General features: G+C 41.3%; 10 protein-coding genes and 1 tRNA gene. 7 read left to right on the forward strand and 4 right to left on the reverse strand.

Features of this window, described 5'->3' with window-relative positions; translation table 11 throughout:
- Nucleotides 1–411: 411 nt before the first annotated feature.
- Nucleotides 412–483: transfer RNA gene (locus tag RMX98_RS35090), tRNA-OTHER, on the reverse strand.
- A 5-nt stretch (nt 484–488) separates the two neighbouring features.
- Nucleotides 489–1,652 (reverse strand): SDR family NAD(P)-dependent oxidoreductase, encoded by a 1,164-nt coding sequence (locus RMX98_RS35095; RefSeq protein ID WP_322676008.1) that lies wholly within the window; start codon nt 1,650–1,652, stop codon nt 489–491.
- Nucleotides 1,653–1,916: 264 nt separating this feature from the next.
- Between RMX98_RS35095 and RMX98_RS35100 the strand changes: the two genes are divergently transcribed.
- The gene (locus RMX98_RS35100; protein ID WP_322676007.1) at nt 1,917–4,118 is read left to right on the forward strand and encodes a PAS domain S-box protein; all 2,202 of its coding nucleotides are present in this window, start codon (nt 1,917–1,919) and stop codon (nt 4,116–4,118) included.
- A gap of 279 nt (nt 4,119–4,397) precedes the next feature.
- On the opposite strand, the gene RMX98_RS35105 is transcribed toward RMX98_RS35100, so the two are convergent.
- Nucleotides 4,398–4,760: a hypothetical protein gene (locus tag RMX98_RS35105; RefSeq protein WP_322676006.1), complete on the reverse strand. Its 363-nt coding sequence runs from the start codon at nt 4,758–4,760 to the stop codon at nt 4,398–4,400.
- Nucleotides 4,761–5,173: 413 nt separating this feature from the next.
- On the opposite strand from RMX98_RS35105, the gene RMX98_RS35110 reads away from it, so the two are divergent.
- Nucleotides 5,174–6,061 carry a phosphodiester glycosidase family protein gene (locus RMX98_RS35110; protein WP_322676005.1) on the forward strand — a complete coding sequence of 296 codons (888 nt, stop codon included), beginning with the start codon at nt 5,174–5,176 and terminating at the stop codon, nt 6,059–6,061.
- A 168-nt stretch (nt 6,062–6,229) separates the two neighbouring features.
- On the forward strand, nt 6,230–6,541 hold the full coding sequence (locus RMX98_RS35115) for a threonine dehydratase (RefSeq protein WP_322676004.1): 312 nt from the start codon (nt 6,230–6,232) through the stop codon (nt 6,539–6,541).
- Between the two features lie 321 nt (nt 6,542–6,862).
- Here RMX98_RS35115 and RMX98_RS35120 read toward each other — a convergent pair whose 3' ends face one another.
- The gene (locus RMX98_RS35120; RefSeq protein WP_094352741.1) at nt 6,863–7,072 is read right to left on the reverse strand and encodes a hypothetical protein; all 210 of its coding nucleotides are present in this window, start codon (nt 7,070–7,072) and stop codon (nt 6,863–6,865) included.
- Nucleotides 7,073–7,632: 560 nt separating this feature from the next.
- Between RMX98_RS35120 and RMX98_RS35125 the strand changes: the two genes are divergently transcribed.
- From RMX98_RS35125 to RMX98_RS35140, 4 genes are all read left to right on the forward strand, one after another.
- Nucleotides 7,633–8,682, forward strand: a complete 1,050-nt coding sequence (locus tag RMX98_RS35125; RefSeq protein WP_322676003.1) for an adenosine deaminase — start codon at nt 7,633–7,635, stop codon at nt 8,680–8,682.
- Nucleotides 8,683–8,938: 256 nt separating this feature from the next.
- A complete protein-coding gene (mutL, locus tag RMX98_RS35130; protein WP_322676002.1) occupies nt 8,939–10,702 on the forward strand; it encodes a DNA mismatch repair endonuclease MutL in 1,764 nt (587 codons plus the stop codon).
- 308 nt (nt 10,703–11,010) lie between these two features.
- Complete coding sequence (locus tag RMX98_RS35135; protein ID WP_409881975.1) at nt 11,011–12,651, forward strand: N-6 DNA methylase; 1,641 nt, start codon at nt 11,011–11,013, stop codon at nt 12,649–12,651.
- Nucleotides 12,652–13,013: 362 nt separating this feature from the next.
- Nucleotides 13,014–13,358: a hypothetical protein gene (locus RMX98_RS35140; RefSeq protein ID WP_409881974.1), complete on the forward strand. Its 345-nt coding sequence runs from the start codon at nt 13,014–13,016 to the stop codon at nt 13,356–13,358.
- Nucleotides 13,359–13,548: the final 190 nt, after the last annotated feature.

The following is a 13,548-nucleotide window of genomic DNA, read 5'->3' on the forward strand; positions in this document are numbered from 1 at the left end:
ATCGTGTAGTTGCTTGGCGCGCGGCGCGGCTACACCGCGCCATTGCTTGTGACAGTTGCGTAAGTCCTGTTCTTGTTTAGTCTTCTTTTAGAGGACTTTGGCTTATCAGCCCGGAACTTTAGTTCTGGGCGGGATATTTGCTCAGTGTGAGACTTTTACTTGAACAGAAATATTGGGTGGGTAGGATTTTTAGAGATGTGTGTACACTGTAGCGGGCAAAGGGAGGAACAACGAGAATTTAGGGTTTTGGCTCGCCTCTGGGTGTCCAAGAGGGGTTGGGGGAGAGGTCAAAAAAGGGCTTGTCGAACTCACGTAATTTGAGATTTGAGAGTTTTGATTAGCAACGACGAGAATTGCACTCGTATCTCCTGGTGTACTCCAAGGAATTCTACTGTTTGAACTACGTTGCTGGGGCAGCGAACCGAATCGAACGGCTGTCTTTCGCGTTGAACGGCGGACGCTTTACCATTAAGCTACACTGCCAGAAATTACCAGTCTATTTCTGTATAGTCTTTAAATAATCTAGCAAAAGGTGTTTTACCTTGGTTAATTCCTAGATAAATTGGGTCACAAATGCGTGCAGCCGCATCATTGATATCAAAGGGAGGACAAACGCCACGTTCTTGCATAGATTTTGCTTGATGATAGGGGTGTTGGAAGCTAATCCATCCAGGGTCTACTGCATTCATAAAAATACGATGCTTGGCGTATTCTTTGGCACAGGTACGGGTCATTTGATTGAGAGCAGCCTTTGCCATATTGGTGTGGGGATGTCGCCAGGGTTTGTCAACATCGTTAAATCGCCCTTCCATTGAAGAAACATTAATAATGTATTTATTAGTTTCTTTGGAGTTGCTCATTAATTGCTTGAGTCTACTGTTAATGACGAATGGAGCGATCGCATTAATTATATGCACTTCCAATAATTCTAAAATACTGACTTCATCATCCTTCATCAGCCAGCTATTAAAGGGACGCAAGTCAAGTTGTTGTCTATCATCGGTATACCCTCCTAAAGGGAAAAAAGCCGAATTATCTACGCTGTCTTCGGGAATCAAAGGAATTTGGGAGAGGAAAGCAGAATTTTCGGTAAATCTGGCTTTTTCTTCTGTAGTACTTAGTGCAGGATTCTCAGCGTTTACCGTATGATTATGGCTGACTAACACCTGTATTTCTGGCGGTAGTTCCCGGAAAGGTAGTGATTCAAACTCAATTAAATGACGATAAAACGCAGGCGGACGACGCACTGTTTGTGCTGCATTATTGATAATAATGTCGAGTCGCGGATAAAACTTGCAAATGTGTTGGGTAAATTGCTCAACACTGTGGAGATGGCGCAAATCGAGTCCGTAAATTTGCAAACGATGTTGCCATTCTAGAAAATCTGGCTCTGTTGCGTACCTTTTTGCCGCATCATGAGGAAAACGGCTTGTTGTTATCACAGTTGCACCATTTCGCAATAATCTCAATGCTACCCCATGACCAATATTTACCCTGGCTCCAGTGACAATGGCAATTTTACCCCGTAAATCAGCAGTTTGTTGACGCTTGCTGAAGTTAAGATTTCCACACGTAACACAGAGTCCAGTGTAAAAACTATGACCTTGTAAAAAAGTTGTCTTGCAAACAATGCAACGTGGTGGTTTGGTCATTAGTCATTTTTGGTATTATTGCCTTGCATACCTGTAGCTCACCGGATTGAAAATGGCTATATCCCATCTAAACTGCATTGTCCACATTACTGTAAAAATGAATTTATATTAAAAACTAGCGGATTTATTTGTAACTATTATGTATCAATCATCATCCCAAAAAATCCAGATATTTACAACTTTAAGAGATTGTATTTGGCTACCCGTGTTATCAAAATCCTTAAAATATTCTCAGTATTTGTTTTTAATAATTCATATTAACTGATGAAAGGCATCTGCGGCATAAAGGGCGATCGCACGATCAAAAAATGGTATCGAGTCCAAAAGCTGAAAGCGATATTTGTCCTAGCATTGGCAGTTGTATTTACAAATGCTGTAGTCTCTTATGGCAACACTGTAAAGCTGATTCACAACCAGCAATGGGTGACAGACTCATATAAAGTTATTACCCAACTTGAAAGTATCCAGTCTACACTTAAAGATACTGAAACTGCACAACTTAATTACCTAATTACAGCAGATGCAGATGATTTACAAACCTATCTTGTAGCTGCTCAACAAACTAATAGCAATATTCAGATTCTCAACAATTTAACTGCCAATAACCATCAAAAACAGCAGTGGATGTCTTTGCTGAAGCCGAAAATTACCAACAGGCTCAACATTCTGCAACAAGAAATTTACCTCAGACAAAATCAGGGATTAGAAGCAGTTCGGCAGCGAATATTATTTGATAAAAACAAGCAAACCCGCAAAGAGATTCAACAGTTGATTGACGACACTTTAAAGGTAGAGCAAAATTTATTACAGCAGGGAATGCAGCAGTCACAAGCTAGTTCCCAAAAGGCGATAGTGACATTTTTTATCGCTGCGATTGTGGATTTGGTGTTGGTGGCGCTGCTGTATGATTTGTTGTGGCGTTATATCAGGCAACTTCAGCAGACGGAACTGGCTTTACGCCAAAGCGAAAACCGTTTACGGGCGATGATAGATGCAGAACCAGAATGCATCCAGTTAATTGCCAGGGATGGCACTCTTTTAGAAATTAATGCAGATGGGTTGGCAATCATGGAAGTGGAAAGTGCCGATGTCTTAATTGGTAAACCAATTGATTGCGTAATTGTGCCAGAGTATAAAGCAGCCTTTGCCGATTTGCATAAAAGTGTCTGCCAAGGTAATAAGGAAACTCTAGAGTTTGAAATTGTGGGATTTAAAGGCACTCGTCGCTACATGGAAACTCATGCCGTACCCCTGCGTAACGAATTTGATGGGACATTCATGCATTTGGCACTGATGCGAGATATAACCCAGCAAAAACAGGCACAAGAGAAAATCCGTGAACAAGCAGCGCTGCTGGATGTATCAACTGACGCGATTCTGGTGCGAAATATCCACAACCAAATCTTGTTTTGGAATCAAGGTGCTGAACGTCTATATGGCTGGAAAGCTGAGGAAGTTGTGGGTAAAAATGTTTTGCAACTTTTGTATAAAGACATTTCCCCACAGCTAGAAGATGCTTACTTGCAGGTGATGGATACGGGTGAGTGGCGGGGTGAGTTGCATCAACTGACAAGGGAAGGCAAAGTAATTATCGTTGAAAGTCGGTGGACATTGATCCGAGATGAGAATGGACAACCCAAATCTATTTTGAGTGTGAACACCGAAATTACGCAACAAAAACAATTAGAAGCTCAACTTTTGCGATCGCAACGTTTGGAGAGTATCGGTACGCTAGCTGGCGGTATCGCCCATGACCTCAACAATATATTATCGCCAATTTTAATGTCAGTTCAACTGTTGCAAAAGAAATTGCCCGATTCGCAGAGTCAGCAAATACTGCAAACTTTAGAAAATAATGTCAAACGCGGCGCTAATTTGCTTAAACAAGTGTTATCTTTTGCACGCGGTATTGAAGATAAGCGGACAATTGTAGAAATTCAGCCTCTGATGGCAGAAATTGAGCAAATTATTACTCAAACATTCCCCGAATCTATTATTTGTCAGATAGATATCCCTAAAAATCTCTGGTACGTTCGTGGAGACACAACTCAATTACATCAGGTGTTGATAAACTTGGTAATCAACGCCCGCGACGCTATGCCCGATGGCGGTATTCTCAGGATTGCGGCGGAAAATCTGGTGATTGGCGAACATTCCGCCCAAATAAATATTGATGCGAAAGTTGGTTCTTATATTGCGATCATGGTGACGGATACTGGTATGGGGATGTCTTTGGAAGTCCAGCAACGGATTTTTGAACCATTTTTCACCACCAAAGAGGTAGGCAAAGGTACAGGTTTAGGACTTTCTACGGCGTTGGGTATTATTAAGAATCACGGTGGTTTTGTCAATGTTTATAGTCAGGTGGGTAGAGGTACTCAATTTACAGTCTACTTGCCTGCCTCTACATCTAAAGACACACATTCGCTGTCTCAACAATTGGAATCAGTTATAAAAGATGGTTAATTTATTATGGTGGTGAAAATCTCACAGACTACAAAAATAATATTAACGAATTTCTATACACGTTAGAAATTCGTTAATAGAAATAAAAAATATTCAGTTAACATGATATGCCGTTATCACTATTCTCTTATCTGGACTATATACGAACTCGACTCTTGGGTATTCGTTATGAATCCACCATACTTTTATTCTATTAGACTGTGCAGGTGCGCTACCTGAGATTAAATCCCTGCCTGAGTCATTAAAGTTTCAAAAGTATTTGAGTCGAAAACCGCACAATTAAAAGCTGTTAGTCCTTGTATTTGATGTTTGTTTAGGGTCATAGCTACCCTGGTAAGTCGTAAAAATTCTATATCCTGGTAATACTAAAGCAATTCCAGTGTTACTGTGAATTTTACCTGGATATTTATAGGGAAGATCATCTGGCACGCTTTTGCCAATCCGAATACTAAAACCAAGTAGCCATATATACAAACCAGGTAATAGTAAATCCATGCTATATGTAATAGCTCTCATGGCTTCATTTTCTTTCAAAGAAGCAGAATTTCTGGCTATAGCGAATTTTTTGGAGATATTTTTTAGGTTTGTGTTTCCTAACATGGTCTTAATTTCAATCCCCAATAGGGATTTAGTAATTTTCAAGCGTTTCAATCTCTATGAGGGACAAGGTGTTTTGCAACGCTTGCCTCTTAATTCTAACAAGTGGTTTCCATTGAGTAGGGTTTTTGAGAGCATTTTTACCATCAGTCAAAAATTAGCGATCACCCAGAAACAGAAATATCACAGAGTCATACCAATTCAAAATTCAAAATTCAAAATTCAAAATTAAGAAAGTCAGAATTAGTAAGGCTTTCGGGATTTGTATCTGTCTCATTATTTTAGTGAATTGGTATCAACGTCAATTATTTTTATGCTTAATCCAGTTTTTAAAACTTTGATTTTTTGCGGTTCATTATGTAGTAACCAACGCGCAAAACTGTGAAGGTATTTTTGTGCTAATCTTTTACAGATATTGTCAAAGTATTATTAAATCAACTTTTTTGAGCTAACCGCAAATGAGTTTAAATGTGAGAAAAATCAAACTACTAGCTTTGGTATTAATTAGTTTTGCAATGGTGTTGTGGTTTAATCTGCGTTTTTCAACACCTTCAATACCTACTATTGCGGCTTCACCACCAAAAAATATCCGTTACTTCGATCGCACTTTGCCCCAAAGCATCGCTCACATCGTGCTGATTCCAGCTAATAGCAAATTTTTGGTGACTCCTGCGCTATCACAGAAGGTAGCCACTGTAGAAGAATTTGCCCAAAAGTATCAAGCCGTAGCTATTTTGAATGCAGGCTTTTTTGATCCAGCCAACCAAAAAACTACATCTTATGTTGTCCGACAAGGAAAGTTGATAGCCGATCCCAAGGAAAACGAGCGGCTGGTGAACAATCCCAACTTAAAATCTTATTTGGGTCAAATATTCAATCGCTCAGAATTCCGCCGCTACTTATGTGGGCAAACTAGCCGCTATTCCATTGCTCTACACAGTCAGTCACCACCAGCAGGTTGTCAGTTAGTTGATGCTATAGGTGCTGGCCCACGCCTATTACCGGAACTCACTTTAGAAAAAGAGGGCTTTGTAGATAATGGTAATAAACGAGATGCCCTTGGCAGCAACCAACCCAATGCCAGAACTGCTGTAGGTATCACCCGTGATGGCAGCGTTATTTTAGCTATGGTGGCTCAAAAACCCTCGGTTCCCGCGAATGGAATATCTTTGCCAGCATTAGCTGATTTGATGAAAACTCTTGGTGCTGAACAAGCGATGAATCTGGATGGCGGAAGTTCCTCTTCGCTTTATTACAAGGGCAAAACCTTTTACGGGAAGGTTGATTTGAAGGGAAATTTTATCAAGCGTCCTGTGAAGTCGGTTTTGCTGGTTCAGGAAAAGTAGGGGTTGTGGGAATTTATCGGACTGAGCGATCGCTAATTACCATATCACCATATCAAACGTAATTCCTAGTTGAGCTATACCTACCTACTGGTAGATTTTTGTCATATCAGCAATTCCCGAATCCGAATTGCGTCACAATGGTAATAGGCAATCATTGAAGGTGCTATTATGCTTCGTCTAACTCAACTTATTCGGAACTTGTTCCTTCGTTTTGAAGGCTTGTTTGGTGTTTTATTCCAAAGTATTTCTAATTTTTTCGGAAATATATTTGGTTTTTTTGCCAAGCTTTTCGGATTCTCTGAGTCTGGTTATTTCTTGGAAGCTGATGACGTACAAGGGATAAAGCAAGCTTCAGCTAAACAGGAAATTGAAACGAATCGGGATAACACTACTAAAATTCCTGCCACTATCCGCCGTCGTTCTAATGCCAAACTTGACGACTACTACCTCAATATGGCTCGTGATGTGAAAAAGAACTAACAGAAGCTATAAATTAGATTTTTCTCTCCGAATTTTATCAATTACTGTTCCCTATACTAGTGGTCTGTTCTATTAGTTATCAGAGGTGAATAAGTTTGTAGTAAGGACTTTAGTCCTGAATTTTTAAGCACTGAAGTGCTTACTACAAACTCATTATATTTAATGGGACAAGCCACTAGCTAGTGTGAGGTTGCGAAAATTATTCAGCCATAATTAACTGATTTGTATGTGCGTAGACATCGCACCTTTAAAAAAATTTTGTCCAGTTTGAGGCTGGACAATAGCTAGAAATATTTTAGAGATTGAATATTTACTTGATTTTTAACTTACCAAATCAACTAAAGCGTTGCTTTGGAAGCGGACTATAGATGAAACTGAGCAACCACGATAATTCTCAGAGGTGAATACTGATAGTGTGATATTAGCTTGACCTGGATCTAAAATGCGTTTTACCTTGCAGGTTTGCATTTTATTGTTGCAGTAAGCAATAATGCGATCGCCAGCCTTGACTTCCAACGCTTGAATTTTCAATTAATACCAACCTTGCCAGGAATTTGCTTTGTTAAAGGAAAAATATATTGCTATATCTCAGTCGCTTAACAATAGCAATGTTATTTTAGTGTAGCACAAAAATTAAAGATATTAATGCTATCAATTTAATCTTGGTAATGTCAAGTTTATTCATGCTGCAAATACTAGTGCAGCAGGTAAGAGGCAGTGTTTCGACTACGCTCAACTGCCGTGTAGTCGAAATTCAACAACCAGGTAGGAGGCAGAAATTTATCTGTTGCTCTCAAGCCTATCTAATTCCAAGCCACCAAATCGTTTGCGCCGTTTCTCGGTTGGAGTATTTGTTGAAATTCAGATGTAGGGAAACCTCCAATACTGCTCGGGTAAAGCATTTTTAACTCGGCATTGAGTTTGGGGAAAAGGTTAAAGGGTAAAGGTTAAAGGTTTTTTCTTTCCCCTTAACCGACAAGTATTGGGGAAACCTCTACTCCAAAGAAGTTAGAGCTAAATTTTTTTGAAGACAAATTTTTCTTTCGATGTTTTTGTTAGAATCATTGAAATTTTTACCTAAAAATACCACTATGGCTTTATACGCTGAATTACATAGACATCTAGGCGGCTCGGTCGTACCACGAGTTTTATGGCGATATTTCGAGCGACATTCTGCGGAGTTAATTTCCCGCTTTGCTGACTATTCAGAATTTGAAGATTTTTATACCCGCCCACGTAACACCCTAGATGAGTATCTAGAATTACACACCCTGGTAGAAAGTGTGCAAACTGTGGAGACTTTGCCTTACTTTATCTATCGCTTGGTGCGGGGTGCTTACATATTTGAAAATTTGGCTTATCTGGAACTGCGCTACACTCCTTATTTGCGGACACCTGAGCATCTGAGTCAATCCGAAAGAATTGACAAGATGGCAGAAATTGTGCGAGTAGTAGGACTTGCTAGCAACCAGCCAGAATATCCGATTGTTACTAGCCAAATTCTCTGTATGCATACGCGCCTACCTTATGAGGTGAACAAGGCGATTGTTGATTTGGCGGCGCAAAATAAACAGTATGTCTGTGCGGTAGATGTAGCAGGGGGTGATAGCTATTATGCCGATCGCTTAGAAGAATGGATTAGCTTATATGATTATGCGCGATCGCTGGGCGTTAACACCACGGGACATCTCTATGAAACCACCGCAGGTTGTTACCCAGAACTTTTACCCTATCTCATGCGAATCGGTCACGGCATCCAAATTCCCTTACTATATCCAGAGTTACTTAATGATGTGGCTAAACGCGGACAGTGTTTAGAGGTTTGCCCCACAACTTACCTAAAAACTGGTACTTTGCAAGATATCCGTCAACTCAAATTAGTTTTTGACCGTTGTTTTGATGCTGGGGTCGATATTGCTATCTGTACTGATAATGCTGGATTGCACAATGTGCGTCTACCATTTGAGTATGAGAATCTCTTAACTTACAACATTATCAGTTTTGCACAACTTCAAGCTTGTCAAGATGCAGCTTTCCGCCATGCTTTTGCTTGGCCTTACAGTCAACGTCCTGCATCTTTGTTGAACGGTTTACTCAAACCTGAACCATCGAAAATTTTGTCCATGAGAGATACTAATTAACGAATCGCCTAGAGATATTCATAAAGTCAGGTGATTTAATGTTAATTAATGTTGCAATTACTAATTTTTTCTAATGCCATAGAAAAAGTTGTAATGCACAATAGATATCTTGCAATAATTAATGTTTTAGAAATGAAACCACAGATGCACACAGATAATTTATCAGTGTTTATTTGTGGTTGTTTTTTTGCTGAGAAAGCATTTTTGCTATAAGTCGTATATGGCGCGTGCCCCCAGAAGCTATAAACTATAATTTATGGCATCTACTATTCAAGCTCTACCAACAGAAGTCGTATATCTCATTACCGCTGGTGAGGTAATCGACTCTTTAGCTTCTGTGGTGCGGGAATTGGTAGAAAATTCCCTAGACGCAGGTGCAACGCGAATTGTGGTTTATCTATGGCCGCAGCAATGGCGAATTCGTGTGGCAGATAATGGTTATGGAATGAACCTAGATGATTTGCAACAAGCAGCCACAGCCCACAGCACTAGTAAAATTCGCTCTAGTGCCGATTTGTGGAAAATTAACAGTTTAGGGTTTCGTGGTGAAGCACTGCACAGTTTGACGACTCTGGCAGATTTAGAAATTTTGAGTCGTCCTCTGGGCGGAAAAATAGGATGGCGGATAATTTATGGCAATGGCGGGAAAGTTGTACAAGTTGAAGCAACTGCGATCGCACCTGGTACAGTGGTTACAGTTTCTCATCTTTTCGGTAATTGCTCATCTCGTCGTCAGGGATTACCGACAACAGCACAGCAAATGAAAGCTGTGCAAGCCACAATTTACCAAATCGCTTTATGTCATCCTCACGTCACTTGGCAGATTTGGCAAAATGATCGTCAATGGTTTACCATCTGTCCAGCTGCGACAACTGGGCAACTACTACCGCAGATTTTACCGCAAGTGCGACAAGGTGACTTGCAAGAAGTGAAACTCGAAATACCCAACCCATTAAACTCAGAAGACAGAACTCAGAATTCAGAATTCAGAATACTGAATTCAGTACGGGCTGAACGCCCCGCTACCGCTAACAGTACTCAGCACTGTGCACTAAATTTAGTGGTAGGATTACCTGATCGCTGTCATCGTCATCGTCCAGATTGGGTACGTGTAGCGATTAACGGACGGATGGTTAAGACACCGGAACTAGAGCAAACGATATTATCAGCATTTCACAGAACATTACCGCGCGATCGCTATCCAATTTGTTTTTTACATCTTGCCATTTCCCCCGACCAAATTAACTGGAATCGCAATCCCGCAAAAACAGAAATTTACCTCAACGAAATCATTTATTGGCAAGAGCAAATTACCCAAGCAATTAACCAAGCACTCAGCATTTCTTCTAGCAATCTCAAAGAAGCTATCCACACAACACGAGTTAGTAAGTTACTCAAAGCCGCAGAAGCGAAAGGCGGTTATAATTTCAATCCTCAAAATCCCAAACCTTTTACAGACGCGATTAATCACGTCTCTCCTAATTCTTTAAAAGCTGTCGCCCAAGTTAGTAACACCTATATTGTGGCGGAACATTCAGGTGGGATGTGGTTAGTGGAACAGCACATTGCCCACGAGCGAGTTTTGTATGAGCAATTGTCTGATAATTGGCAACTTGTCCCCGTCGAACCGCCAATCATTCTTTATCAATTATCGCCAGCGCAAGTATCACAACTACAACGCATCGGTTTAGAAATAGAACCCTTTGGCGAACAACTTTGGGCAGTTCGTAATATCCCCGCACCTTTGCAACAACGAGACGACTGTGCAGAAGCAATTTTAGAACTTAGTTGGGGAGGCGATTTACAAACAGCCCAAGTAGCCGTCGCCTGTCGCACTGCTATTCGTAATGGTACACCGATGAATCAACAAGAAATGCAGGCACTTTTAGATAATTGGCAACGCACTCGCAACCCCCGCACCTGTCCCCACGGACGACCAATTTATCTATCCTTAGAAGAATCAGCTTTAGCCCGATTTTTCCGGCGTAATTGGGTAATTGGTAAAAGTCATGGAATTTGATAGCTGATACCAAGTTGCGTTCAAAAATATTAGTTTTGACAGGCTGTTCTTGAGCAGGGGAAGCAGGGGAGGCAGGGGGAGAAATACTACATATAATTGCAAAATGGTATTAGATATCATTTATCAACAATTAGCCAAGAAACTGGGAAAATAGGGATTCTCTTTCATAAGATAAAAGCATTGCAGGAGTCAATACAGTTCAGTTAAGCTTTTTTCTCCCCCTGCTTCCCCTGCATCCCCTGCTCCCCCTGCCTGCCTTAACAGATAAATTTCCTTAACTGAACCGTATTGTTGCAGGAGTAAGTATAGTGCCGCGTGGAACAAGGAAAAACAGCAAAAAGCAAGCAGAGGAAAACGGTTCTCTTGATTTACCACTTCTACAGTTAGCGCAAGCTGGCGATCGCTTGGATATTCCGGCAATGGAACAATGGCTGTGGGATGCTGCTTGTAAGATACGCGGTGCGACGGATGCACCAAAATTCAAAGATTTTATTCTGCCGCTAATTTTCTACAAACGGCTGTCTGATGTCTTTGATGATGAGTATGAAAAGTGCGCCGAGAAGTTTGGGGGTGGAGACTTAGCGCGTGCTTTCATTGAAGCAGATCATCAAGATGCAATTAAAAACAATCGTCAGCCGATTGTGCGTTACTATGTCCCGCACCAATACCGTTGGGAGGCGATTCGCTTTCATCCTAAAGATAGCTTAGGGGAGTTTGTGACAACGGCGATGCGGGAAGTGGCAAAGCGCAATCCTGGGTTATCGGGAACGCTGACGCTAAAGGATTATAACGAGAAGCAAAGCAATCAGCGCGTTTTGGATGATGACCGTTTAAAGGACTTGATTGAAGTCATCAGTCGGCATCGGTTGGGGTTAAAGAATACCAATGCGGATGTTTTGGGGGAAGCTTATGAGTATTTGCTGCGAAAGTTTGCCGAAGGACAGGGGCAAAGTGCGGGGGAGTTTCTCACACCATCAGAGGTAGGTTGGTTGATTGCGGAAATTATTGACCCCGAACCCTACACGAAGATTTACGATCCCACTTGTGGATCAGGTAGGTTGTTGACTAAGCCGCGTCTGGTGTTCAACCGCAAGCATCCAGGGGAAGAGAGTAAAGCACCTCGGTTATTTGGGCAAGAGTTGAACTGGACAACTTTCGCCATCGCCAAAATGAATATGTTTTTGCAGGATTTTACTGATACTCAAATTGCGATTGGCGATACATTCCGGCAACCTAAATTTACGGTTGACAAGAAGGTGATGCGTTTTGATTATGTGGTTGCTAATCCGATGTGGAATCAGGACAACTACGGCGCAGATGCTTACGAAGAAGATTCTTTTGAACGGTTCAAAGACGGAATTGCCTCCAAATCTTCAGCAGATTGGGGATGGGTGCAGCATATTTGGGCATCGCTGAAAGATAACGGACGAGCGGCGGTTGTTTTGGATACAGGTGCAGTGTCTCGTGGTTCCGGGAGTCAGAACAAAAATCAAGAAAGAGACATCCGCAAGGAATTTGTGGAAAAAGACAGAGTTGAAGGGGTGATTTTGCTACCTGAAAACCTGTTTTATAACACGACTGCGCCAGGGGTGGTAATTTTGTTAAATCGCCTGAAACCTCTGAATCGTAAAGGTGAGTTTTTGCTGATTAATGCTGCTGATTATTTTGTTAAGGGCGATCCGAAGAATATTTTGACAAAGGAAGGGATTAAGGCCGTTTGTGAGGTTTATCGCAATTGGGAAACGCGAGAGAAGCTGAGTAAAGTTGTTAAGTTAGAAGAATTGAGAGAAGCGGATTATAATCTTAGTCCGTCGCAGTTTGTGGATGTTAGCGATAAAGTTGTGCATCGGGCGATCGCGGATATTTTGGCAGATTTGGCGGTAGCAAGACAAGACAGGGAATGGGCGGATAAAGATTTAGCTGAAGTGTTAGCAAAGTTGAATTTATAGCGTTTTTCATTATATATCCTTGGACTCCATAAACCTGTCAGTTCACAGATAAGGGCACTCTACTGCCGAGGCAAGGTCAGATCAAGTTATCCGGAAACTTCTCAACGTCTCCCCTCTATCAGGTTTCTGCGATGCGATCTGCTTTGCAGCAACGCTAGGCTAACGCCTCGCTTCGCTAACGCGATCGCTTTGGGCCCCGAATCATCCCTACTCAATCTTCCAATTAGGCGTATAACCAGAAATAACTTGGCTATACATTTGCAAGACCGATGCAGAAATACGTCCTGAGAGTTTTGCGATCGCCCATAGCGCTCTTGTAAAATCATTTTCAATTGTTGAGAATTCGCAAGAGAAAAAAGTTTATGGCAGATAAGTCCGGTCAAGACCCCTCGGAAATCACAGTGGCAACGGTTAATGAAGAACGAAAAGGCGCAACTTTCAGCGGTACGGTCATCCTTGGTATAGATCCTGAGGGTGGGGAAGTCGTTTTCTTTAGAGACTTTTTAATTGAAGATTATAAAGGCGAACTTACCGCAAATCTTGCAACAGATGGCGATATAAAGAAAAGCATTGATTTAGGCGAACTCGATCATAAAAGCCCCAGTTTTAAGTTGCCAATTCCGCTGGGAACGGATACATTACCCTACAATACAGTCGTATTGAGCGACAAAAAAAGCAAGAAAAAAATCCTGACGATCAATCTATAAAATTTGTAACTTAGCTCGTAGTTCAGCCAAATTCGATTGCCCTCCTGTATAGATATCAAATGGGTTCTATAAAACGATATTTGAAAAGTCCTTTTGTTGGTAGCAAAACGTTTTAGATCCCCCTAAATCCCCCTTAAAAAGGGGGACTTTGATTCCGGTTCCCCCCTTTTTAAGGGGGGCTAGGGGGGAT

This window comes from Nostoc sp. DedQUE02, assembly GCF_034531035.1.
GTDB lineage: Bacteria > Cyanobacteriota > Cyanobacteriia > Cyanobacteriales > Nostocaceae > Nostoc.

Bases quoted from the DNA above. Each gene is read 5' to 3' on its own strand.
- RMX98_RS35095 (WP_322676008.1), bottom strand. From the start codon at position 1,652: ATGACCAAACCACCACGTTGCATTGTTTGCAAGACAACTTTTTTACAA.
- RMX98_RS35100 (WP_322676007.1), top strand. From the start codon at position 1,917: ATGAAAGGCATCTGCGGCATAAAGGGCGATCGCACGATCAAAAAATGG.
- RMX98_RS35110 (WP_322676005.1), top strand. From the start codon at position 5,174: ATGAGTTTAAATGTGAGAAAAATCAAACTACTAGCTTTGGTATTAATT.
- RMX98_RS35115 (WP_322676004.1), top strand. From the start codon at position 6,230: ATGCTTCGTCTAACTCAACTTATTCGGAACTTGTTCCTTCGTTTTGAA.
- RMX98_RS35125 (WP_322676003.1), top strand. From the start codon at position 7,633: ATGGCTTTATACGCTGAATTACATAGACATCTAGGCGGCTCGGTCGTA.
- mutL (WP_322676002.1), top strand. From the start codon at position 8,939: ATGGCATCTACTATTCAAGCTCTACCAACAGAAGTCGTATATCTCATT.
- RMX98_RS35140 (WP_409881974.1), top strand. From the start codon at position 13,014: ATGGCAGATAAGTCCGGTCAAGACCCCTCGGAAATCACAGTGGCAACG.